This is a genomic window from Thermosediminibacter litoriperuensis (assembly GCF_008124715.1).
GTDB classification, from domain to species: Bacteria; Bacillota; Thermosediminibacteria; order Thermosediminibacterales; family Thermosediminibacteraceae; genus Thermosediminibacter; species Thermosediminibacter litoriperuensis.
On sequence record NZ_VNHO01000013.1, the window covers coordinates 21,146 to 45,372 of the forward strand.

Annotated in this window: 20 protein-coding genes and 1 pseudogene; 12 read left to right on the top strand and 9 right to left on the bottom strand. The window is 45.0% G+C overall.

What is annotated here, in order from left to right; all coding sequences use genetic code 11:
* Positions 1–39: 39 nt before the first annotated feature.
* Positions 40–888: a glucose PTS transporter transcription antiterminator GlcT gene (glcT, locus tag LZ11_RS06920; RefSeq protein ID WP_246110743.1), complete on the bottom strand. Its 849-nt coding sequence runs from the start codon at positions 886–888 to the stop codon at positions 40–42.
* 273 nt (positions 889–1,161) lie between these two features.
* Here glcT and LZ11_RS06925 point away from each other — a divergent pair, with 273 nt between their 5' ends.
* Positions 1,162–2,712 carry an AbgT family transporter gene (locus LZ11_RS06925; protein ID WP_148867176.1) on the top strand — a complete coding sequence of 517 codons (1,551 nt, stop codon included), beginning with the start codon at positions 1,162–1,164 and terminating at the stop codon, positions 2,710–2,712.
* 90 nt (positions 2,713–2,802) lie between these two features.
* The gene (locus tag LZ11_RS06930) at positions 2,803–3,921 is read left to right on the top strand and encodes a M20/M25/M40 family metallo-hydrolase (RefSeq protein ID WP_148867177.1); all 1,119 of its coding nucleotides are present in this window, start codon (positions 2,803–2,805) and stop codon (positions 3,919–3,921) included.
* A 177-nt stretch (positions 3,922–4,098) separates the two neighbouring features.
* Here LZ11_RS06930 and LZ11_RS12870 read toward each other — a convergent pair.
* A pseudogene (locus LZ11_RS12870) lies at positions 4,099–4,272 on the bottom strand (RpiR family transcriptional regulator); the annotation flags it as partial.
* A gap of 61 nt (positions 4,273–4,333) precedes the next feature.
* Between LZ11_RS12870 and LZ11_RS06940 the strand changes: the two are divergent.
* The 5 genes from LZ11_RS06940 (at position 4,334) to LZ11_RS06960 (ending at position 10,414) form a co-directional block, all read left to right on the top strand.
* On the top strand, positions 4,334–5,284 hold the full coding sequence (locus LZ11_RS06940; protein WP_148867178.1) for a DMT family transporter: 951 nt from the start codon (positions 4,334–4,336) through the stop codon (positions 5,282–5,284).
* The gene (locus tag LZ11_RS06945) at positions 5,281–5,967 is read left to right on the top strand and encodes a response regulator transcription factor (RefSeq protein WP_148867179.1); all 687 of its coding nucleotides are present in this window, start codon (positions 5,281–5,283) and stop codon (positions 5,965–5,967) included. Before LZ11_RS06940 ends, LZ11_RS06945 begins: the two co-directional genes overlap by 4 nt.
* A gap of 16 nt (positions 5,968–5,983) precedes the next feature.
* Entirely contained in the window at positions 5,984–7,228 is a 1,245-nt protein-coding gene (locus LZ11_RS06950) for a sensor histidine kinase (protein ID WP_148867180.1), read from the top strand.
* A 94-nt stretch (positions 7,229–7,322) separates the two neighbouring features.
* Complete coding sequence (locus tag LZ11_RS06955; protein ID WP_148867181.1) at positions 7,323–8,006, top strand: ABC transporter ATP-binding protein; 684 nt, start codon at positions 7,323–7,325, stop codon at positions 8,004–8,006.
* The gene (locus LZ11_RS06960; protein ID WP_148867182.1) at positions 8,003–10,414 is read left to right on the top strand and encodes an ABC transporter permease; all 2,412 of its coding nucleotides are present in this window, start codon (positions 8,003–8,005) and stop codon (positions 10,412–10,414) included. Before LZ11_RS06955 ends, LZ11_RS06960 begins: the two co-directional genes overlap by 4 nt.
* 71 nt (positions 10,415–10,485) lie before the next feature.
* Here LZ11_RS06960 and nagA read toward each other — a convergent pair whose 3' ends face one another.
* The 4 genes from nagA to LZ11_RS06980 form a co-directional block, all read right to left on the bottom strand.
* Positions 10,486–11,655, bottom strand: a complete 1,170-nt coding sequence (gene nagA / locus LZ11_RS06965; protein ID WP_148867183.1) for an N-acetylglucosamine-6-phosphate deacetylase — start codon at positions 11,653–11,655, stop codon at positions 10,486–10,488.
* A 13-nt stretch (positions 11,656–11,668) separates the two neighbouring features.
* Positions 11,669–12,448, bottom strand: a complete 780-nt coding sequence (gene nagB / locus LZ11_RS06970; RefSeq protein WP_148867184.1) for a glucosamine-6-phosphate deaminase — start codon at positions 12,446–12,448, stop codon at positions 11,669–11,671.
* A 17-nt stretch (positions 12,449–12,465) separates the two neighbouring features.
* Positions 12,466–13,173: a GntR family transcriptional regulator gene (locus tag LZ11_RS06975; RefSeq protein ID WP_148867185.1), complete on the bottom strand. Its 708-nt coding sequence runs from the start codon at positions 13,171–13,173 to the stop codon at positions 12,466–12,468.
* Positions 13,174–13,245: 72 nt separating this feature from the next.
* On the bottom strand, positions 13,246–15,039 hold the full coding sequence (locus LZ11_RS06980) for a flavin monoamine oxidase family protein (protein ID WP_148867186.1): 1,794 nt from the start codon (positions 15,037–15,039) through the stop codon (positions 13,246–13,248).
* A gap of 247 nt (positions 15,040–15,286) precedes the next feature.
* Here LZ11_RS06980 and LZ11_RS06985 point away from each other — a divergent pair, with 247 nt between their 5' ends.
* Genes LZ11_RS06985 through LZ11_RS06995 form a run of 3 tightly spaced genes read left to right on the top strand, consistent with a single transcriptional unit; the run spans position 15,287 to position 17,036 of the window.
* The gene (locus LZ11_RS06985) at positions 15,287–15,814 is read left to right on the top strand and encodes a nucleotidyltransferase domain-containing protein (RefSeq protein WP_148867187.1); all 528 of its coding nucleotides are present in this window, start codon (positions 15,287–15,289) and stop codon (positions 15,812–15,814) included.
* Positions 15,811–16,227: a HEPN domain-containing protein gene (locus LZ11_RS06990; protein WP_148867188.1), complete on the top strand. Its 417-nt coding sequence runs from the start codon at positions 15,811–15,813 to the stop codon at positions 16,225–16,227. The genes LZ11_RS06985 and LZ11_RS06990 overlap by 4 nt, the downstream gene beginning before the upstream one ends.
* A gap of 35 nt (positions 16,228–16,262) precedes the next feature.
* Complete coding sequence (locus LZ11_RS06995) at positions 16,263–17,036, top strand: 2-phosphosulfolactate phosphatase (protein ID WP_148867189.1); 774 nt, start codon at positions 16,263–16,265, stop codon at positions 17,034–17,036.
* Between the two features lie 165 nt (positions 17,037–17,201).
* Here LZ11_RS06995 and LZ11_RS07000 read toward each other — a convergent pair whose 3' ends face one another.
* Genes LZ11_RS07000 through LZ11_RS07010 form a run of 3 tightly spaced genes read right to left on the bottom strand, consistent with a single transcriptional unit; the run spans position 17,202 to position 21,155 of the window.
* The gene (locus tag LZ11_RS07000) at positions 17,202–18,758 is read right to left on the bottom strand and encodes a hydantoinase/oxoprolinase family protein (RefSeq protein ID WP_148867190.1); all 1,557 of its coding nucleotides are present in this window, start codon (positions 18,756–18,758) and stop codon (positions 17,202–17,204) included.
* Between the two features lie 14 nt (positions 18,759–18,772).
* Positions 18,773–19,876 carry an S-methyl thiohydantoin desulfurase family protein gene (locus LZ11_RS07005; RefSeq protein WP_148867191.1) on the bottom strand — a complete coding sequence of 368 codons (1,104 nt, stop codon included), beginning with the start codon at positions 19,874–19,876 and terminating at the stop codon, positions 18,773–18,775.
* A gap of 4 nt (positions 19,877–19,880) precedes the next feature.
* Positions 19,881–21,155, bottom strand: a complete 1,275-nt coding sequence (locus LZ11_RS07010) for a cytosine permease (protein ID WP_148867192.1) — start codon at positions 21,153–21,155, stop codon at positions 19,881–19,883.
* Between the two features lie 265 nt (positions 21,156–21,420).
* Here LZ11_RS07010 and LZ11_RS07015 point away from each other — a divergent pair, with 265 nt between their 5' ends.
* Positions 21,421–22,983 (top strand): sigma-54 interaction domain-containing protein, encoded by a 1,563-nt coding sequence (locus tag LZ11_RS07015; protein ID WP_148867193.1) that lies wholly within the window; start codon positions 21,421–21,423, stop codon positions 22,981–22,983.
* Between the two features lie 8 nt (positions 22,984–22,991).
* Positions 22,992–24,092, top strand: coding sequence for a DUF917 domain-containing protein (locus LZ11_RS07020; protein WP_148867194.1), 1,101 nt, complete (start codon positions 22,992–22,994; stop codon positions 24,090–24,092).
* Positions 24,093–24,227 lie beyond the last annotated feature (135 nt).

Sequence of the window (24,227 nt, forward strand, 5' to 3'; positions counted from 1 at the left end):
GAAAATTCCTCCATTTTGAAAATACGAAACGTCAATTTTTTATACTATCTCACCGGCCGCCGAGAGGCTTATTCTGTGGATGTGCAGCGCAAGGTACCCCAGTTCATCTTCAGGGACCTTCCTGCCCATTCGCTGACATATAAAATCGCCCAGTTTTTCCGCTATCTCGTAGTTTTTCCGAAACTCTCTTTTAATGTTGGCAAGCAGCGGATTTCTTACAGGGGCGTTTTTATCGATACGATCCAGGGTAAACCTCAGATGGACCAGGAGTCTGGCATAATTTATCCCGTGCCTTTCGATTTTTGCACCAAGTCCCTCTTCTATAACTTCAATCATAGTATTGATCATGGAGGCATATTTTACAGTCCGGGAGACCTCGCGGTTCGCCCTGGCGGAATGGATGTGCATGGCAATGAATCCCTTCTCGCCGTCGGGTATTTTCACGTTGAATCTTTCCTCGATCATCTTTGCAGCCCTACAGGCCAGTTGGTAATCCTCGGGATAGAGCACCTTTATTTCTTCGAGAAAAGGATTTGCTATCTCCAGACCCCCGGCCAGGCGCTCGAGGGTGAAATTTATGTGGTCCGCCAGTGCTACGTGAATATGCTCGTTGAGGAGTGTTTTAAGCTCGGCCGTCGCCATGGCGATGATCTCTTCGGCAACCCCGATCACCCGCTTATCTATACGGTTGATAATAGTCTCGTACTGGCTGAACTGGTCCTTGTCGAAAAAATAAAATACCTTCTCGATCCTGCAGGCATCGACCTTATCACCGGGCCCGGCGTTAAACCCCAGGCCCCTTCCGACCAGCATCGCCTCTTCTCCGCTGGCTTCATCTCTTGCCAGGACCACATTGTTGTTGAAGGCCCTTTTTACGGTGTAACTCACCACTGCGAACTCCCCCGGATAACCAATTCCTTTTGCCCTACAAATATATTATACATTAGAGTGTAATTTAAAAAAAGGAGCTGGGAATGGAAACCAATTTATTTTTCATTTTAACTATATGATCGTTAACAAGCCGTTTTTGCTCTGCTGCATCTGCCATGAGACAGGAAAGGCTACGCGGTAAGCTAGGATCCGCCTGACAGGATTGATTCTTTGAAAAATTATCTGTTATAATATAAAAGGCTGTCCGCATTATAATAAACACGGGAGGGGATGCTTTTGAAGAACAACAACAATCGGAGGGGGCTTTTCAACCGTTTCCTGGACTTCGTCGAAAGAGCGGGCAATAAACTGCCCCACCCTGTGACGCTGTTCATCATTCTGGCCTTATTGGTAATCGTTATTTCCGCCATAGCGGCATCAGCCGGCGTCCAGGTATCCTATGAACGCTTTAAGGACGGCCAGCCTGAAATGGTTACGGTGACTGCTGTTAACCTCTTAACAGTCCAGGGAATCAGGCAAATATTCTCGGAGGCGGTGAAAAACTTCACCAGCTTTGCCCCGCTGGGCACCGTTTTAGTGGCCATGCTGGGCGTAGGTGTCGCCGAAGGCACCGGCCTTATCCAGGCATCGCTTAAAAAGCTGGTCCTCAGCACCCCTAGGCAGCTGGTGACCTTCGTGGTGGTCTTCGCCGGCGTTATGTCCAATATAGCTTCCGATGCCGGTTATGTGGTGCTGGTACCGCTGGGTGCCCTGGTTTTCCTCAGCTTCGACCGACATCCGCTGGCAGGCCTTGCAGCTGCCTTCGCGGGAGTATCCGGTGGATTCAGCGCCAACTTGCTCGTGAGCACTCTCGATCCATTGCTCGCGGGTATAAGCCAGGAAGCCGCCCGTATGTTCCAGCCGGGTTACGTGGTAAACCCCACCGACAACTATTACTTCATGGCGGCATCCACGATTCTTATATCACTCCTCGGCACCTGGGTCACCGAAAGGATCGTGGAGCCCAGACTCGGAATATACGAAGGCGAGTTCCAGCACGAGGAAGGTCTCACAACGCTGACACCTGAAGAATCGAAAGGCCTCAAATGGGCCGGCATCACACTGCTTATTTATGTGGCCGCTATACTTGCCATGGTGGTTCCGCCCAATGGACTTCTCCGCTCCGAGACCGGAGAAGTCTTAAAGAATTCCGCATTCATCAACGGGCTCGTGCCCATAATAGCTTTCGGCTTCATGCTGCCCGGTATAGCCTACGGCATGGCCGTCGGTTCCGTTAAAAGCGACAAGGACGTAGCATCTATCATGTCAAAAGGCATGTCCACCATGGGCGGTTATATCGTGCTGGCGTTTTTCGCGGCCCAGTTCGTGAGTTACTTCAGCTGGTCCAACCTGGGTATAATTCTGGCTGTAAAGGGGGCCAACTTCCTGAAAGCCGCCGGCATGACCGGAATTCCGCTGATGATCGGTTTCATACTCGTCTCGGCGTTTATAAACCTGTTCATCGGCAGCGCCTCGGCCAAGTGGGCGATCATGGCTCCGGTATTCGTGCCGATGTTCATGGCTCTGGGTTACTCGCCGGCCTTTACCCAGTTAGTTTACAGGATCGGCGACTCCTCCACCAACATCATTACTCCGCTCATGTCTTACTTTGCCGTTATAGTAGCCTTCGCCCAGAAGTATGATAAAAATGTCGGCATAGGCACGCTGATTTCGGCGATGCTCCCTTACTCCATCATGTTCCTAGTGGGCTGGACCATCCTGATGGTAATCTGGTTCATACTGGGACTGCCCATCGGACCTGGTGCATATATAACACTATAATTACGGCAAAAATTCATGCCACCCGCCTGCCGGCAACCGGTTCTGGCGGGTGGTCATTGTTTTTAAAATAAGGGCAAAGGGGAGGTTTTGATGATAAATGAGGAAAGGCTGATAAACGAATTCCTGGAGCTCGTAAAAATCGACAGCCCCTCGGGCAAAGAGGGGCGTCTGGCCCAGGTGCTGATCGAAAAACTCTCTACGCTGGGCCTTAAGGTCTCCGTCGACGATGCGGGCGAAAAGGTCGGAGGTGAGACGGGCAACGTAATAGCCCGGCTGAAAGGCAAGCCCGGCGCTCCCGCCATTCTGTTCAGCTGCCATATGGATAACGTAATGCCTTGTGAAGGTGTAAAACCGGTTATAAAGGACGGTGTCATTTACAGCGACGGTACCACTGTGCTCGGTGCCGACAACAAAGCCGGTATCGCCGCAGTTCTGGAAGCCCTGAGGGTCGTAAAGGAAAATTCAATCGATCACGGCGACGTGGAAGTCGTCTTTAGCATCTGGGAAGAGGGGGGCCTCAGGGGAGCCAGTAATCTTAACGCCGATCTTCTAACGGCGAAGTACGCCTTCGTCCTGGACAGCGGAGGTTCACCCGGTGAGATAATAACCTCCGGCCCCGCCCAGGATAAAATCGAAGTGAAGCTCATAGGCAGGGCAGCCCACGCCGGTGTGGCACCGGAGGAAGGCATCAGCGCAATAATGATGGCCGCCCGTGCCATCGACCGCATGAAACTGCTTCGAATCGATGAGGAAACTACCGCGAATATCGGGGTGATAAACGGCGGCCAGGCCACCAATATAGTAACACCCGAAGTAACCGTAAAAGCCGAGGCCAGAAGCCTGAGTGAGGAAAAACTTTCGGCCCAGACCAGGCATATGGTCGAGGCTTTCGAGAAAGCAGCCGCTGAGTTCGGCGGCAGGGCCGAAATAGAAGTGACAAGGATGTATCCACCTTTCAGGGTGGAAGAAAGTGACGATATAGTCCGCGGCGTAAAGAGGGCTTTAGAGCGCATAGGTATTACGGGCTACACCCGTTCCACCGGCGGAGGCAGCGATACAAATATATTCAATGGTATGAGAATCAAAGCCGTAAACCTAGGCATCGGAGAGAGGAAGCCCCATACCCTGGAAGAACACATTCACATCAAAGACCTGGTAGATACCGCTCGCATGGTAATCGAAATAATAAGGGTATTTGCCGAAATGTAGATGCAGGGCCCCTTCCACACGAAGGGGCATAAAAAACTAATTCCTGATTTTAAACGGTGCTCTGTTTGCTTTTTTCGAATCGATCAAAAACACCGGAATTCCTCTTAATACGAGTTAAGTATAATTTCATTTAATTTTATATTTATTGTAATTTGACTTCAACATTACCCAAAAAAATTAATATTTTCTTGGGGCAACCGCTTTACTGGTGTTTTCCAGGTATTTGATTATATCGTCGTACTTCCTGCAGGCTACGATGGTGAAAAGGATGTCGATTACGCTAAGCTGCGCCATGCGGGAAGCCATAGCACCGCTCCGGAAAAGCACCTCCGAGGAAATGACGAAAAGCTTAGGCCGAATTTTGTTTTGCAAAGGTTTTAATTTTTATGTTACTATATTTTAAGGTGATGTTATGAACCTCGATAAAGCCAAAGGCTATCTTGCCGGAGTGGGTTTTTCATCTATTTTCGGGTTTTCTTTCATGTTCACCAAAAACGCTTTGGAAAGGGTGGACCCCTTTCGATTCATAGGTTTCAGGTTTGCCCTGGCAGCTTTCACTATCGGATTGCTGGCGGCTACGGGCGTGATAAGGTTTTCGCTGCGGGGCAGAAGGCTGGCGCCCCTTCTCGCGGTTGCCTTTTTACAGCCCGTCTGCTACTTCACATTTGAGACCATGGGGGTAAACCTCACTTCTTCTTCACAGGCCGGCATGATGATGGCACTCATTCCTATCTTCGTGGCCATTCTCAGCGCCCTCATGCTGAAAGAGCGCCCCAGCCCGGCCCAGACTTTTTTCATCATCCTCTCAGTATCGGGTGTGATTATCATAGCCGCCTTTCAGGGTGTAAACGGCGGTGAAGCCAACCTGCACGGGCTTTTGTTCCTCACCGGAGCCGTGCTCTCAGCAGCTTTTTATAACATTGCCAGCCGGCGCTTTTCCGCTGAATACACGCCGTTTGAAGTCACTTTTGTTATGATGTGGGTGGGGGCCCTTTTCTTCAATACCGTGGCTTTTATACTGCACCTGAAATCGGGAAATCCGGGCACTTTTTTAGCCCCTCTCGCCGACGGCAGGGTCCTGGTATCCCTCTTTTACCTGGGGATAGGCTCTTCGGTGATAGCCTTTTTCCTGGTGAACTATTCACTGTCGCGGCTTCCCGCATCCCAATCGGCGGTGTTTTCGAATCTGACCACGGTCATATCGGTACTGGCCGGAGTAATTTTCCGCGGCGAACCCTTTTTCTGGTACCAGGCTGCCGGAGCACTTCTGATACTGGCAGGCGTATGGGGAACCAACCATTTTGCCGAGTTGGCGGAAGAAAAACAGAAAAATCTCCGTGAAGGAGGAAAAATCTCAAAATGAATAGCATCCTTTTGGTTGAAGACGATTTGAGCCTTATTGACGGTCTTAAATTTGTACTCCAAAAAAATGGCTTCAATGTTGATATTGCAAGAACAGCAAAAGAAGCACTAAATGCAGTTCAAAATAAAAAATATGATTTGTTGCTCCTTGACCTGACCTTGCCTGATGGAAACGGATTTGAAATATGCAAAAAAGTGCGTCAGTCCTCCTCTGTACCAATTATTTTTTTAACGGCATCAGATGATGAGGTGAATATTGTAGTGGGGCTAGATATAGGAGGAGACGACTATATTACAAAACCTTTCAAGCTCAACGAACTGATTTCAAGAATTAATGCCGTGTTGCGGCGTGCTAAACTGTCAAATAACGTCCATCATGAGCTTCACTCCAATGGTATAACAGTAAATCTTCTTGAAAATCGTGTATGGAAGAATGGCCTTGAGATTGAACTTACTGCTTCAGAATATCGGCTTTTATGCTTGCTAATGCAACATCCAAATACCATTTTAACAAGAGAAACCATAATGAATAGGCTTTGGGACAATAATGGCAACTTTATAGATAATAACACCCTATCGGTCTATGTTCGCAGACTCCGGGAAAAAATTGAAGATGATCCTGACAATCCAGCATTTCTGGTGACGATTCGAGGACTAGGTTATCGTTGGAATGTTATAAAGTGAGGGATTGGGGATCTCTATGAAAATTTTTATAAATAAAGAAGTGAAAAAGCTATTTATTACCCTGGCAGGAGTATCCATTATATTTATAATATTAGGACAAGTTGCTATAATGTTTTCCGCAAATGACTATAAGCAGAATATGCTTCAGCATGATTACGAGGTTGCGGGATATATGAGGCGAAGAGGAATTGATAAATTGTTGATTATTCGTTCATTTACATGTGAAAAATCAAATGAAGATATAGAAGCAGGTCGAAAGTTACTCCAAATGGCAGGATATAACAGCGAAATTCAAAACAATCTTCTTCCTTCAGTAGAGCGCTTTTATCAAAAAAATGCAGCAATTTCGCTGGCACTTTTCATTACTTTTTCAGTAACAAGTAGCCTGACCATTCTTTTTTTTGTTTTACAGCACTATAAAAGAATTGAGGAAGCTGACTTAAGTTTGCGGGATTTTATGGCTGGCAATACCAATATCCGTTTGGACGAACTGGGAGAAGATAGTTTGCACAAACTTTTTGCTACAATCAATTCAATAGTAACTTCACAAGTCGCACATATTGAAAGAGAAAAACAGAACAGGAAATTTTTAAAAGATACGATTTCTGATATATCGCATCAACTGAAAACACCGCTTGCCGCACTTAAAATGTATAACGAAATTATACTAAATGAAAATATTGAAAATAATGTGGTAAAAAGTTTCTCGTTAAAAATTGAACGCGAAATTATCCGGATGGAATCACTTATTCAAAACCTTTTGAAACTAGCAAAGTTGGACGCGGGCTCAATTAAACTCGAAAAAAGTACGCACAATCTAAAAGATTTCCTTAGAGAAGTTATAGAAGGGTTCCGAACACGAGCAGAAATTGAGTGCAAAAAGATAATACTTGATTGTGACGAACATATTGTTATGAATTTTGACAAAGAATGGCTGCTAGAAGCGCTCAGCAACATCATAAAAAATGCTCTAGATCACACCGAAGCTCAAGATAAAATTGAAGTGCATTGCACTGAAACTCCTGCATTGATACTAATTACAATAAAAGACAATGGAACAGGAATTCATCCTGAGGACATTCCTCACATTTTTAAAAGATTTTATCGCAGCAGATTTTCAAAAGATAAACATGGAGTTGGTATAGGGCTTACTCTAGCAAAGACCATTATTGAAATGCACGGCGGAATTGTTACAGTTGAGAGCGAAGTAGGTAAAGGGACTGCCTTTAATCTGATATTCCCAAAGCTTTCAAATTTGTAAGATTTAATTCACGTTAAAGTAAGGGTCAAATGTTACTATTTAAATATAAAAACTTTCCTATAAGACGTTCTCCCAGATAAGTGAGGTGTTTTAATTGAATGTATTAGTAGTTAAGAATTTAAGCAAAACATACGGATCCGGTGAAACTAAAGTGGAGGCTCTAAAAGATGTTTCATTTTCCGTTTCAAAAGGAGAATTTGTTGTCATAACGGGACCCTCAGGTTCTGGAAAAACTACTCTGTTGAATCTTATAGGCGGATTGGATGTTCCTACTTCCGGCAAGGTGTTTATAGATGGCAAAAACATTTTTACAATGAAAGAAAGTGAACTTACCGTTTTTCGCAGACGGAATATAGGGTTTATTTTTCAAGCATACAACCTGGTTCCTGAACTTAATGTGGAGGAGAACGTAGTCCTCCCAATGCTATTGGATTATCGAAAACCCGATGAGAAGTATATAAATGAACTCCTTGATATCTTAGGTCTTGCAGAAAGAAAGCATCATTTGCCGAACCAGCTTTCCGGAGGTCAGCAACAGCGAGTAGCTATAGCTAGGGCACTCGCCACAAAACCAGCTATTATTCTTGCTGATGAACCTACTGGAAATCTGGATAGTAAAAATAGCAAAGATGTCATCAATTTATTGAAAATGTGTGTTGAAAGGTATAAGCAGACGTTGATAATGATCACTCATAATCAAAATTTTATGTCTTATGCTGACCGTGTGTTTTATATAGAGGATGGCATACTGACCGAGCTAGGGGGCAGACAAAAATGAATAGTTATCTTTCTATTGTCCCGAAATATTTATCTGCTCATAAAAAAAGAACAAGACTAGTTATCACCAGCGTTGTCATAGCTGTAGCCCTTGTCACCGGCATATTTTCCATGTTAGATGTGTTTTTAGAATTTCAAAAGGTACAGGTCATCCAAGACTTTGGAAATTACCACATTGTTGTAAAAGAAGTAACCGAAGAAGAAATTCAGATAATCGGCAGTCGTGTTGATGTACAAAATGCAGGGAGATGGATAGATCTGGAAGAGGGAACAATCAATGGTGTTAAATGCCTACTCGGAGCTATTGATCCAAACTTTGCCGAAAATATGAATATCAAGCTCATTAAAGGTAAGTATCCTACTGAAAAAAACGAGCTTATGCTAGAAAATTGGGCAATGGAAAAACTGAAAGGATTAAAAATCAAGGATAAAGTGAAAATTGCGTTGAAAAACGGGATAACTAGGGAATTTGTTATAAGTGGTGTTTACAAGGACTTAAGTAATACAAAAGGAGCAGGAGTTCCGGGGATATTATTATCCATTAACGGCGCTAAGGAGCTTGTCCCTGGAATCAAAATGGATTATGTTGTGTTGTTTAAAGACGGTGTAAATATTATTAAAGCAGAAGCTGAAATAAAGGAAGCGTTGAGCATAAAAGATGATAGAATAGCGCGTAATGAACGGCTGTTAGCGCTTATTGGACAAAGCACTAACAGTTTTGTTATAGGCATTTATATAACCGGATGCATTTTATTTTGTATCGTCCTTATTGCTGGTTTTTTGATGATTTACAACACTTTTAATATCTCAGTGATGGAAAGAGTTCGACAATTCGGACTTTTGCGCTGTATTGGTGCGTCGCAGAAACAAATCAAAAAGATGGTAATACAAGAAGGACTGATTATCGTATTACGAGCTATTCCCATAGGATTAACGATAGGCATGTTCATAACATTTCTATGCTGTGCAGTGCTCAAATTCTATAATAGCAGCATTTTTGGAGAAATACCTCTGTTTAATATCAGTTTCTTAGGAATAGTTGCAGGTGTCTTGGACGGGTTCCTGACTGTATTTCTTGCTTCCTATGTACCTGCAAAAAAGGCATCAAAGGCATCTCCTGTTAATGCTGTAACGGAAATTAGTGAAATTAGAATTAGTAAAAATAAAAAGCACGGGTATTTAACAAAAATACTTCCTGCTGAAATTGCCATGGGTATCAACAATGCTGTTTTAAAAAAGAAAACGCTCTTTTTGATGTCCTCGTCTATTGCCATTAGCATTGTGATGTTCTTAGGCTTTCAGGTATTTATCGATTTCGTGCATTCTTCACTCAAAACAACAAAACCCTACACTCCGGATATCTCGATTGTTTCGGAACAGGGATTAGACAGTAGCCTTTATGAAAATATCTCCGAATTGAGTGGTGTAAATAAGGTTTCACGCAGAATGTTCAGTTATGTATATGCTACCTTTGATGCTTCAAGATTAACCCCTGCATATAAAGATATCGTTGGCAAAATTGAAACAACGGAAAATGGGTTGTTTATACCACCCGAAAAATCTTGGCTGATCTCTTATGACAAAAACCAATTGCAGTGGGCAAAGGAAGATTTGATTAAGGGAGAGCTTTCGGAAGAAAAGTTGAATAAACATAATGGAATCGTAGCAGTCGCCGAAACATTAAGAAATGGCATAGGAATTAAAACTACAAATTTGCAATTGGGAGACAAGGTTTATATACAAACACCTGACGGGGCAAAAGAAATGACCGTAATGGGAATTCTTCGTACTGTTCCATTCAGCAGTTCTGAACCTACTATGACTACTTTTATCACAACCGAGAAGATGTATACCCAACTGACGAGAGATTCAACGATAAAAGTTATCGACATTAAGCTTAAAAATCAAGGGCAGGAGAAGACGGTAAATGAAATTAAGGAGATTTTAGACGACTCGGTTTCGTTTTATGACCTACGCCAGAAAAATGCAGAGATTAATAGACACTTTATAACAATGGCAGTTTTTGTATATGGATTTGTAGTAGTAATTGCACTAATCAGTGCTTTAAACATCATTAATACCATGAATACCAGTGTAGAAGCAAAAACTCGATATCTAGGGGTCATGCGGGCAATAGGGATGACTGGTGTACAGCTAGAGAAAATGGTACTGGTAGAAGCGCTCACATATAGCATGACAGGATATATTGCGGGATGCATTATGGGTATAGCGTTGCAGAAGATTATAATTCATAATTTTCTTACAAAGCTTCTTGATATATGGAAGTTTCCGTTTATACAAATTGTGTTGATATTAATTGTCCTCCTTTTAATAACATTTATCTCCATTATTAGTCCATTGAGGCGGATTAAAGCTAAAGGGATTTCTGAGATTATTAGGACATTATAACATTAATTCGATATAATTTATCAATATATACCCCGAACCTCAGTGATTTCAACAGCCTGTTTAAGCGATTCCTAATTGCCGAAATTAAAGACTTCTCCTCCCACAACAACGCTTTTTATACTCAGATTACCGTCAAATATTACCATGTCCGCATCCTTCCCCACCTCAATACTACCCTTCATTCGCGACAGCCCTATCACTCTGGCAGGGTTTAGGCTTGCCATCCGCACTGCATCATGCAATGGAACCCCCAAGGTTTTGACCAAATAGCGCACCGCCCTGTCGAGGGTGAGGGTGGAACCCGCCAGGGTTCCGTTTTTCAAGCGGGCCTCGCCGTTTTTCACAAAGACCTGCTGGCCCCCTAGGGTGTATTCGCCGTCGGAAAGCCCGGCTGCCATCATTGCATCTGATACGAGGATTACCTTTTCCTTGCCTTTAACTTTAAGTATCAACTTCACGGCCGCAGGGTGTAGGTGTATGCCGTCACAGATCACCTCGCAGTAAACCCTCTCGTCGGTTAGTGCAGCTCCGGCGGCACCTGGCTCCCTATGATCGAATCCCCTCATACCGTTGAAGGTATGGGTTGCCAGGGTCACGCCCAGATCTATCCCGCGCTTTGCTTCATCGTAGGTGGCATTGGTGTGGCCCATAGCGGCCACGATACCTCCTTCCTTGAGAAAAGATATGGCATCCCCGGCACCGGCGGCTTCCGGAGCCAGCGCCACCACCCGGATGCTGTTTTCCGAAAGGCGAAGGAGCTCGTCCAGTTCGGCCGTATCGGGTTTCCTTATGTATTCTGCGGGCTGGGCTCCCTTTTTTGCAGTTGAAAAATACGGCCCTTCCACATAAATTCCCAAAAGCTTTGACCTCGCTTTATCCGGCCTCTGGATTTTTATAAAACCTGCCGCATTTTTAACCGCCCTTTTCATCTCCTCAAAAGGTGCCGTGAGTACTGTTGCCAGGAATCCGGTAACGCCGTTTTTCAGGTGAAATTCAGCTATGGTCTCCAGAGCCCCGGGTGTAGCCTCCATAAAGTCCCTGCCGTAACTGCCGTGATTGTGGATGTCGATAAAACCGGGCGCCAGGTAGTTACCCCCTGCATCCACCACTAAGTCGAAGTTTTCGGCGGGTTCCCTCCCTTTTTTCACTTCCGCAATCCTGCCGTCCCGAACCAGAACCCAATGGTCATCCAGCACCTCATAGGGAGTTATCACCCGGGCGTTTTTTATCAGCACCTTCATTTTACACCACCCCCTAGAAATCAGACGCCGGCTGTATCGCAGCGTCTATCTTTTTTGCCCTATTTTTGTAAATTTCGGCCGCATCTTTATCCATTATAACAGTGACGTCCCTGTGGAGAAGCAGAAACGAAGCGGGCACCCTGGTGGAAACCGCATCATCATCCAGAAGTTCCGCCATTATAGCGGCTTTTTCGGGGCCGCTGGCCAAAAGCAGGATTTTCTTCGCCTGCATTATGGTACCCAGGCCTACTGTTATGGCTTTTCTAGGAACCTCGTCAATGCTCCCGAAGAAGCGGGCGTTGGCTGTCAGGGTATCGGGCGCAAGATCGGTCAGGTGGGTGGCGGTCAGGAGCTCATCACCCGGCTCGTTGAAGCCTATGTGGCCGTTTACGCCGATGCCGAGAAGCTGCAGGTCGATTCCGCCGAACTTTTTTATTTCTTCGTCGTACCTGCGGGATTCCTCTTCCACGTCCGGGGCCGTTCCGTCGGGAATATGGATGTTTTCCGGCCTTACGTTTACGTGGTCGAAGAAGTTCCTGTACATGTAGTAGTGGTAGCTCCTGGGATCATCGGGCGAAAGGCCGTAGTATTCGTCCAGGTTGAAGGTTATTACCCGGGAAAAGTCGAGTTTTCCTTCTTTATACATTCGCACCAGTTCCCTGTAGGTGCCGAGCGGCGTGCTCCCCGTAGCAAGGCCCAGCACCAGGTCCGGCTTTTTTTTGATTTCCTCCGCTATTATGTTAGCCGCAATCCTGCTCATCTCCTGATAGTCCCCGGCGATAATTAACTTCATAAAACTCCCCCCATCTATCACCGGTTGAGGTTTACCGTTATTTTAAACTGATCTGACCTGTAATAGGAAACCTCGTAAAAAACCGGCTTTGTGTGAAAGTAGACGCTCTCCACCTTCAACAAGGGCATGGTCTCCTCCAGCATCAAAAGCGCTTCGAGATCCGGAGTGGAGAGCACCGCCGAAAAACTGGTCCTGGAACTCCTGACTTCGATTCCGTACCGGGTACTCAAAAGTTCGTATAAAGAACCGCTTAGGTCTATTTTTTCAAAATCCGGCACCAGCAATACGGGGATGTATACGGTCTCCACCGCTACCGGTACCCTGTCGGCTTTCCTTAATCTAGCCACCCTGTAGACTTCTTCTTTCAAATCTATACCGAGAAACTCTCCCATTTCACCGGCGGGAATGCTGTCAAATTCAACCACTTCGGTCCGGGGCGTCATCCCTCTGCTCATGACCATCTCGGTAAAACTCATGAGGCCTTCCTGTTCTATACGGGGGATGGCCACAAAGCTGCCCCTGCCCTTTTCCCTGACGATAACGCCTTCCAGTTCCAATTCCTTCAGAGCCTGCCGCACGGTCATCCTGCTGAGGCCGAAGCGCTCGCAGTATTCCCTCTCGGAGGGCAGCGGGTCCCCGGGTTTCAGGTCCTGCCTTTTTATTTCATCCCTGATTATCTGTTTCAATCTAAAATAGGCGGGTATCGGGCTTTTTTTGTCCAGCATTGGGACACCTCCACAATTAGTTTACCATATATATGTATAGTTGTATAGACACGTTATGTTAAAAAATTTACGTCAATATATTTTTGCCGCCTTCGCTGACCGGGCGATCGCGTTAGCCGCTTCCATACCAGTCTTCAATGCACCGTTGGCCCAGCCATGGGTCCCGGATATATGTTCTCCTGCGAAGTATACCCTGCCGTCGTATTCGGGGAGCGCCGACGCCCAGGAAAATATTCGCTTTTGCTCCGGAAAATAGTAACAAAACCCCCCTAAAAAGGTTGGCTGCCTACCCCAGCTGATTCTGGCAAAGTCAACAACTACGGGGTCAAGATATCCTTTGGGCAATCCGTGGACTTCCTCCACCTGACGCTTTATTATTTCAAAGGCCGCGTCATCGGGTATATTCCCCAGGCGGGCCGCATCCAATGTTAGATTATAAGAGGCCAGAAGAACCCCCGGTTCATCAGGTGAATACCCGTGTCTCATATCCCAGCTGTCCGCCGGCGACACAAAGAAACCCCTGCGCACCCTCTCCTTCCATTTTGAATGGCACCGCGCATGGTCCGATGGATACCGAATTTGTTGGATCGGCAGGTCTGTATAACTTGCTCCGCCGACAATTCTCTCGCCGGGCCCGCCAAGTTCCCAAAAGCGGAACTTGCAGAGAAAAAGGGTTTTCTGGGCCTCGATATAATTCACCTCTTTTATCGCCTGCATCTTTCTGTTGCTGAAAGGAGGATCTATCTTGACAATCCTGAGGGTCGAAAATGGTATTGCGCATACCACATAGTCAAAATCTTCCTGAAGGCATTCTCTCATATATTTTGTTTTATACCTGAGGGTTACCCTTCCGTCTTTTCGATGTCTAAATATTCCGTCCACCCAGGTACCTCTTCGCCACGTTACTCTGCCCAAAAGTCGGGCAGGGATACCGGGGTATTCTTTCGGATTCGGGTTCGTCAGCGATTCGTAAAAAGCCAGCGGAAGGCGGACCATACCTCCTATTATTTCATACAGGAAGGTGAAGGCAGAGGGATACACTTCCTGAAGAAATTCTGTATAACCGTTATACAAAAATGAGCCAACACCGGGAGATAAACTTCCCAGGAGATAGATGGCATCCTGGCTGAGTCCCGCCTCCTCCATCACCCTGCGTACGCTGAAATAGTCCCAATACACTATTTCCGGACTATACATGGGCCTGACTTCCACCGTTTCCGGGCGGACCTCCTCCGGAATTCGCAAAAGCGGCGTTTCAAGAGCGTAAAAGAGGAGGTCCTCCCAGGGCATCCTCTTTTCCCACTCGGCCAAATCGAACTTCGGGTAGATCCTTTCCATTACGTTCCTTCCTTCTGCATCGTTCCTTACGCGGACGCGGTGTACATAGAGAAACGCGTTCTCATTGGTCTGGACGAAGGGGCGGGTGTGCAGTTTAAAAAGGTTGATATAATGCCATGTGGTTTCGTGGGAAACGGGAAACCGCATAGCCCCCAGTTCGCCGTAATATTTTTTTTCCTCGTCAAAATAGTACGTATAGATCCTTCCCCCTATGCGGTCTTCCAGGGCTTCGAATACGGTGATATCGAATCCCAGCTTGCGAAGCTCAAAGGCGGCGGAGAGCCCCGCCAGACCGCCACCGATAATTCCTACCTTTACACCTCTAAATTCTCCCGGCGAGGCAATGGTCGTAATATCGGGAGGCGGCCCAAGCACCTTTAATATATTGTCAAAATCTCCAAGCCGCCCCCCTTTCGCCAGCGCATAGCGTAGCAGATCGTACCTTTCTTCATCCGTAGGATCATCGGGCATATACGGCGTAAACCCCGGCCCCGAAGGAATCATGCTGGGCTTTTTTGTATGGGACATGGTCGCTTTCCCCCTTGTGAGTTAGCTATCAGCTTATACTGAATCTATTCAATAAAATACGAATTATTGCATGTACGGTTACAAAGGTGGGCAAGCCCTCATAAACTTAAGGCTTTCTCACCGCGCCACCAGCAATATATCACATGGGTATTTGGCTTACAAAACTCGGGGTCAACGCCTTGTAAGTTGATATATACTTTCTCGATTGATATAATTTCTTTAAGAATATTAAAAAATGGTGATTTACATGGATTATATTGAAAAATGCGTTTCCGAGCTGAAGACTTTCTCTTTGCTTCACCAACAATATCTTATTTGCGTGCTTAAGCGGGTAATTGAATACTATAAGGATTCACTTATGGGTCTTGCAATTTTCGGTTCTTATGCCAGGGGAGAAAACCGGAAAAATTCCGACCTGGACCTGTTGATTATTTTAAAAAAAGCCCCGGGTTTCAGCCGGAGAATCAAAGAATTTGTGGAAAATGTGGAAATTGTACATGAATCCTTAGGGCAACAATTATATGAAGAAGAGGATATCCTTTGCGAGCTCTCTCCCTATATTCTCTCAAAAGAAGAAGCATTAAAGTTTCAACCTGTTTATTTTGACTTAACCGAGCATAGTAAAATCTTGTTTGACCCGGAGGGTATTATATGCCGTATAATCGAGTCTACAAAAAATTTAATGGACCGATATGGTGCAAGAAAGTCAGAATTCGGTAACTTTTGGGAGTGGGAAACGGAAAAAAGAGGATTTATAGGGGGTACTAAATTATGAAAGTAGATGCCTTAACTTTAGCCTATCTAGAAAAAGCAAGGGTTCGCTTCAAAGCACTGGGCTTTTATTATGAAAATGGTGCTTATTCAGATGTGGTTAGGGAAGCTCAAGAAATGGTAGAACTATTATTAAAAGCTGTGTTGAGGGCTATAGGCGTAGAAGTACCGAAAATACACGACGTGGGTCGCGTACTCGAAAAGCATAAAGAATCGCTCCCTCAAATCTTGCAGGAACACCTCGATAGAATCAAAAGCATTTCTAAACGCCTACGCAAGGAAAGAGAACTGAGTTTTTACGGTGCTGAAGATTTTATTCCTACTGAAGAATACGGACCCGATGATGCCGAAATGGCAATTAAAGATGCGGAGTTTGTTCTGAAAACCGTTGAGGAAGCATTTAAAAAAGGTATATAGGTTTTCGATAAACTTGAAATTGTGAGGAGAAGAAAATGTTCATTGAAGTTTACCCCACAGCGCAGAGCGTGAAGGATCTGAATGGAAAAACCGCAATAGTTATAGATGTGCTGAGGGCTACCAGCGTCATAACCACCGCTCTTCATAACGGCGCAGAAAGGGTCATCCCGGTGCCTTCGGTGGAGGATGCTTTTCGTCTGGCGAGGGATCTTAAGTACAATTCGCTTCTTGGAGGGGAGAGAGGGGCTGTAAAGATTCCGGGTTTTGACCTGGGAAATTCGCCGCTCGAATACAAAAAAGAACTGGTGGCGGGAAAAACGGTGATCCTCACCACCAGTAATGGCACAAAAGCCATAAAAGCTTCCGAAAGTGCCGAGCACATCCTCATAGGATGTTTTTTGAATGCCTCAGCGGCGGCCGGAAAAGCCCTCCAGTTTGCTCTGTCCAGCGAAACCCCCGGTGTGGCGGTGGTATGCGCCGGCACCCTGGGGGAATTCTCGCTGGACGATGCCGCCTGCGCCGGCCTAATCGTGGACAGCCTGGTCAGGAATATCGAAAGGATGAACGAAATTCCGGAACTTTCGGACCTGGCCTTCGCCTGCCGGGACCTTTATCTGGAACACCGGCACGACCTTAAAGCTTTCATATCCCATGCCGCACATTTCAAAAGGCTTCTTGGCCTGGGCCTTGAAAAGGACATAGACTACTGCCTGCAACGGGACGTAATAAACTGCGTGCCGGTTTATGATAAAAGGACACCTATAATTGACGTCCCTTTAATAACTTTATTTACCAATCCACCATTTTAAATCCGGCATCAAAAGACCATTTTGAGTAAAATCGCATTATCGTTATGCATGTAATAGGAAGAATTGAAATTTATCCTATAATGTTGTTATTGATACCTTCAGCCTGAAAAAGGGCCAGTATATGAAAAAAAATTTAGACGACCACAAAAAGGCCGCCTAAATTTTTTATGAGCCTAAATTTCCCGCGGCTTTCACACGGATTCTAATGGCATTTCCCGGAAGGTACGCAAGAGGAATATCTTCTACCTGAACGATTTTCACCGTTTCCGGATTGGCTCCGGCTTTTATCGCTTCATCTTTAGCCCTTTGCTTTGCCTTATTCAGGGCTTCGTCCCTGCTCATTTCGCTTAAGGAAAAGATGCTGTCAATCTCTCCGCTTACCTGAGCTATGGCCGCACCTAGTGCATTAGCAACTCCGTAGTTGTTGGGCCTTATTATTTCGCTTACACCGGTGATTTCGTTACCAACGATGATGCTTCCGCCGCCGACCAAAACGAGGGGTTGGGGATTTTTGCTGGTTTTCATCTTATCCACGGATTCGTTAATCATTTCCTGCATTTTTTCGTATGCCCGCAGGGCAAATTCAAGGGGAATATCCTTTGCCTTGTCCTTTGATCCTATATCAGCAAGTCCAAGGCGCACCACTATATCCGTAGCTGTTATTGTATTTCCTCCGAAGACTAAGGCTTCTTCGGTTATCCTGTAACCCACGCTTTCGGGTCCTATTTTGATTTCTCCGTTTTCTTCGCGAACTATTGTGCTTCCTCCTAAAGCAATCGAGATTAAGTCGGGCATTCTGAAGTTTGTCCTTACCCCTCCTATTTCAACGGCGATGGATGATTCCCTTGGAAACCCTTGGGAAATTACTCCTATATCGCTGGTGGTTCCACCGACATCAAGGACCAGCGCATCATCCAATTTGCTTAGAAATGCCGCACCTCGAATGCTATTAGTGGGACCGCAGGCGATAGTAAGAATTGGATAACGCATGGCATATTCTATGGACATTAGCGTTCCGTCGTTTTGGCAAAGGTAAACCCTAGCTTCTGTCAGGCCTTCGCGCTTTAAGGCTTCTTTAAAACCGTTGGCAGTGGTACGTGCAACTTCGACCAGCATCGCATTTAAAACAGTGGCATTTTCCCTTTCGAGAAGGCCTAGGGAGCTAATTTCGTGGGACATGGATATGGGGATATCCCCCACGATTCTTTGAAGTATATCTTTTGCCCTTAATTCATGAGCATTGTTAACTGGAGAAAATACCGAGATTATGGCGATGCTTTCAATTTTATTGGCTTTGATATCTTCCGCTATTTTAAAAAGGGCCTCTTCTTCAAAAGGACTTATTTCCCTGCCGTCGAATTCATGGCCTCCCGAAATGAGGTAATGGTAATTTCCCACGGCATCAATGAGATCTTTCGGCCAACCCACCAGCGGAAGAATGGCTGATGTTGCCGGATAGCCGATTCTAATTATTGCTGTTTTGCAAAGCCTTTTTCTTTCAACGATGGCATTTGTCGCATGGGTCGTGCCGAGCATGGCGTATTTAACCCTTTTACGGTCGATTTTACTTTTTTCCAAAACCTTATTCATTGCTTCGTATATTCCGCTGGAAACGTCTTTGGTTGTAGGTACCTTAACGCTTTCAATGACCTCTAAATTTTCATCTACTAGGACGGCATCGGTATTGGTGCCGCCCACGTCGATCCCGAGACGGTACTCCATTTTTGCCATACCTCCTATTGCAGATTGAGTTCTTCTACCGGTATATAGTCAACGTCATATCCGAAATAGTGGGGTCCCACGGTTTGTATTCCCTTTTCGGTTCGCCACTTTTCGTCGCAAGGTATTCCTAGAACGAATACTCTTTGCCCGTAGCGCAACCCTTCGGTGGTTATGGGGAGTCCGGTATGGGCATCTACCACGCAAATTAGATCCGGTACCGTTGCTACGACCTTCCCGTTCCGGAGCGCTATTAAATTTTCGTTTTGGAAGTTAATCGTAAAAGATTCGCCTTTGTACTGGTCGATTCCATCAAGATAAGCTTCTCCGCGGACAAAACCTCCCGTGGTGCGCCTTATAACATCGGATATTTTTCCTTTGAAGAGCGGTATGCCATCTGTCGCTTTTAAAAGTGCTTCTATCGGATCGTCTCCCCTTTTAAGGGCTTCCCGAATTACCCTTCCTATTTGTGCGGAATAAGATACAATATTTCTAATACCTGCCTGTTTTACCTGCTTCCCGGTCATCGGGTAAATCGCTATCATGACCGAACCGCCCATTACGACCGTCGCGTTTCTCGCGAGGCTTTCTGTCCAAAAGTTATTGATGGTTTTTAAGAGCAGGGAATTTCCCTTTTCATCGGCCAAAACCATGGGTGTTGCGGAGATTCCGAAAAGGTGGTACGTCACCATTTGAAGTTCGGGGAAGGCCCTTCCCATGCCATCCACGTCAACCAGAGGAACCTTCTTTTCCGCTGCAACCATTATGGGAATCATGGAATTTACCCCTCCTGCTTCGATGGGAAGGACGGCGAATACTTCCTTTCCGAGGAAGTTTTGGAGGCTTTCAAAGGCATTGAAAATTTCCCTTCCTGAAGGCACTTTTTCTACCAGCACCGTCGGTGCTCCCATCATAGCAACGGGGACTACCAGTGCATCATCAGGTACGTCTTCGACATCTATTAATTTCACTGGACCGTTCTTTTGAATTGATTGAATTGCCATAAGTTTACCTACGTGAGGGTCACCGCCTCCGCCGGTACCCAGCAAGGCGGCACCCACTGCGATATCTTCCACGGCTTCTAAATCGATTTTTTCCAATCTTTCTGCGGATTTTTTCATCGTTCTAAACCTCCTTGAAGTTGGTTGCGGTTTTCGTTTTATAGGCTTTTAGTGGATAGTAAAGCACAAGATAAGATATCATGGAAATGATTATACCATTTATGGCAGAGATACCTGTTTTCAAAAACATGGCTGCTAAAAAACCTAAAATCCAGGATATTATTCCGGCCCAGTTGATATCGGTTATTTCGGACTCCCACAGTTTTTTGTTGCCTTTTTTCAATATCCAGTAATCGGCTATCATGCTGCCGGCAATCGGTGGAATACCAGCTGTGAGTAAAGTGAGGAAGGAAGTGAAATAATTCAAAAATCCCATGACGGCCAGGACTGTTCCCACAGCTCCGGCAATGAAGGTCATAAGAGGCCTTAATTCGTTTTTCATTTTGAAGAGGTTAATTATGGCTAATCCTCCCGAGTAAGCGTTGACGGTATTCGTGGTCCACGTGGCTAAAACGAGAATTACCGCACCGATGAATCCCAGGCCGAGTTTTGTTACAGCTATGGTAATATCGTAAGTGCCGCTGACTACCGTAAGAAGAACTCCGACAATGAGGAGAAACACTCCCGTAGGCCATACCCCCACGAATCCCGATAGCATGGCATCCTTCCTGTTATTTGCGTATCTCGAAAAATCGGCGGCGATTACACCGCCTACCGCAAAACCTCCTACGGAAAGGCCTATGGCATAGCTCCAGGAATAATTTTCCTTGGGAACGTAGTTTATAATATTCGTCATGCCGTAAGATGAAAAAATTTTTGCAAGGCCCCAAAGGGAAAGGATGATCAAAGAAGGTATGGCGATGTAGTTTAAGAATTCGAGAGCCCTAAACCCGTATACTGCAGTTGTGAGCATGATGATTCCCCAGAGTAGTCCGCTCAACCAGACGGGGATGTTTATGCCGAGCCAAAGGTTTATTATTTGGGAAAAAGCCGAGCCGGCTACGTTTGCCTGCACTCCGAACCATCCTATTGTGGAAACGGCAAGGATGGTTGAAATAATAAAGCGCGCTCCCTCCCTGCCGAAGGCGGAAGATGATACTACAACCGTTGGAACTCCTAAGTCGGAACCCTGCATCCCCTGAAAGGTCATAAATACGATTATTATAGTATACCCGATGGCTCCGGCGGCTATGGCCTTTAAGATGGGCATTCCTTGAACTATTGCGCCACCTACCATTAAAGATGACACGCATATCATGGCGCCAGCCCATATTAATGCTATGTTATACCAGGACCTCCTTTCGTTTTTTGGGATCGGATTCAGTGCGTGCTGTTCCATTGAGAATACCTCCTCCTTGGTTTTTATTTAGTGCTGATTTATGGGTTCTGTTTCGATGGTGGGAATGTATAGCAAATACCGTGCCAATACTTCGCCGCGGATTTGTTCTAATAGGGGGGAAAAAAGGGCCAAGAAGTATGTTTTTGCGGGGACATATTGACATATCAATTGCTGTTGGAGTAAAGTATTATATAAAACTTCCGTTATTTTTTAAATCGTACGTTGATTTTTATCATAATTTCTCATTATTTCTTGGTGATAAAGTATGAGAAGAGAATTGGAGGAGCTCCTCGCAGAAGATCTGGGCTTAGAAAAAATAAAAAAGGAATGCGAAACTTATATATTTCTTAGGGCTTCGGGCTACGACGTTTTTTCACCGCCCTGTAGTGAAAAGTGCCCGATTGCAAAAGAATGTCCCTACGATTTGGTAATTTCTTTTCAATTAAATAAGGAAAATTTCTCATTAGGGTTGCCGAAAGATAAAACTTTAAAAGTTCTGCCCGCTACAATTGTCAAGTTATTGTTCGTGGCTTATGAAAAGTCGTTAATTTTGGAAGAAAAAACTAATGATATTAGCCTTGTCGAAAATGCATTAAAGTTTTTGGCTAATCAGTTAAATATGGAGTTTTTGCTCTTTGATAAAAGCGAAAGGCTGCTTTTGAGCCAATGTATTTCCCCCTATCAGTTGCCTTTTTCAGAGGGTCGGGAAAAACTCAATATTTCCTCCGATCCCGAAGGTATTACAAAAACGGCACTGGGAAATTATTATTACCATAAATTTATAAGAAACGGCGATACAGAAGGCATTTTGTTGTGGAGGACTAAGTCTATAAAGAAAAAGGAAAATGATGCACAAAAAATTAAGGATCATTATTTTGCCTTGGTAGGAAAAAATCCCCATTTTGTTGAGATTAAACGACTTTTGCGGCAAATAGCGGAGACGGACCATACGGTGCTTCTTCAGGGAGAAAGCGGTACCGGAAAGGAGTTATTCGCGCGCTATATTCACAACTTAAGTTCCCGAAAGGATAATCCCTTTATTGCGATAAATTGTGCTGCGATCCCTGAAAATCTTTTGGAAAGCGAACTTTTCGGATACGAGGATGGTTCCTTTACAGGTGCCCGGAGAGGGGGTAAACCTGGAAAATTCGAGCTGGCGGATGGGGGAACCATATTCCTCGACGAAATCGGGGACATGCCTTTGCCGCTTCAGGCTAAGCTTTTGAGGGTTTTGGAAGATAGGCGCGTTGAGAGAATAGGAGCTATGGCATTGAGACCCGTAGATATAAGGGTTGTTGCTGCTACCAATAAAAATTTAAAGGAATTAATAGATAAGAAAATGTTTAGGGAGGACCTTTTTTTCAGGCTAAACGTTTTTCCCATCAACATACCACCCTTGCGCGAAAGAAGGGATGATATATTGCTCCTTTTGGATTTTTATCTTAAAAACATCTGCCTTGAGCAGGATAAGTGTTTTAAGGTATTCAGCCCCGAAGCGTTTGAAATCCTGCAAAATTATAACTGGCCAGGTAATATAAGGGAATTAAAGAACGTGGTAACCTATGCGGCATCGATTTGCAAGGAAGATGTCATCTCACCACAATATTTACCTAAGTACCTTCAAAACGGAATGCCCCCCGAGATACCTACAATCGATGATTCGAAGGGAGAATTTTTGACAAGCGACGAGGATAAATTGAAAAACCAATTGGAAATCATGTTGGAAAAATACGGAAGGTCTACGCATGCGAAAAAAACGATAGCCTGCGAAATGGGCATAAGTTTAGCTACCCTATATCGTTGGCTTAAAAAATACAAATTAAAGTAGGTGGTAGGATGCAAAGGATAACGTCAAGTTGGATCGAACCCCTTTGGTACGGCAGCATATTTCTCGGTTCGGGTGGTGGGGGGAAAAGCGAACTTTTAGCTTCTTTGCTAGATAAATACCTTAAAGACAAGGATATTCCTTTGATGGGTATTGAGGACCTACCCGGCGGCGATTTTTTTTGCGGTGTAGGCTTTTTGGGCTCACCGGAGCTTACAGAAGAAAACCTTCCCTCTGGGAAAGAAATAAAAATTGCAATTGAGGAATTGGAAAGGTATACGGGAATTGAATTTCGCGGAATTTCGGTGGTAGAAGGTGCGGGGGTAAACATTTTCTATCCGCTTTTGGCGGCTCTTAAAACGGGGCTACCGGTAGTGGACGGCGATGCTATGGGTAGGGCTTTTCCCGAACTGCAGATGACCACATATCATCTAGAAAATCTGCCCGTGACCCCTCTCGTATTGGTAGATGGTACTTATAACGTCCACCTTTTCCTCGAAAAGCAGGATACGTTTCTTTTGGAGCTAAATACCCGTCAAATAGTTTGCCAAAAGGGAGGAGTGGGGTATTTTGCTGGTTTTCCCTACCCGGGATCCGTTTTAAGAAAGGTGCTGTTACCAAAAACCATCAGTTTTGCCCGGGAAATAGGAGAGTGCTTTTTAAAGGCCGAAAGCTACGGTGAGTTGGTGGATTTGCTTTTGGAAGTTACTTCTAACTCCTTTTACGGCCCCGTGGTTGAGATTTTTAAGGGTACTATAAAAAATATATCTATATTTTCCACCTCCAAGTGGAAGGCAGCAACGCTCGTTTCTAAAGGAGATGAACTGCAGCTTTTATTTCAATACGAAAATTTGCTTGCTTTCAAAAATGGACATATAGCCGCTAGCGTGCCGGATCTGATTTGTGCTATTGACCTTGACAAGCTGAAACCCGTCAATAACAACGAATTTTATGAGGGACAGCCTTTAACGCTTTTGGGTTTACCGGCACCGCTCAGACTTAGAATAAATAAAGCTTTGGATGTGGTCGGGCCCCAGTGTTTTGGCTACCGCACGATTTACATGCCTCTGGAAAAGATATACAAGGACTTTTACAGGGGGGTATATTTTTGAAGATAGCTCTAGGGATTTTAAAAAACGGTAGGACCGGAACGATTATAGCATCTTCCGGTAAAAGTATTTTGTATGAAGGAAGATTTTGTCTAGAAAACTTTTCGGAAAAACTTTTGCACTGTGTTTCGGTCTTAG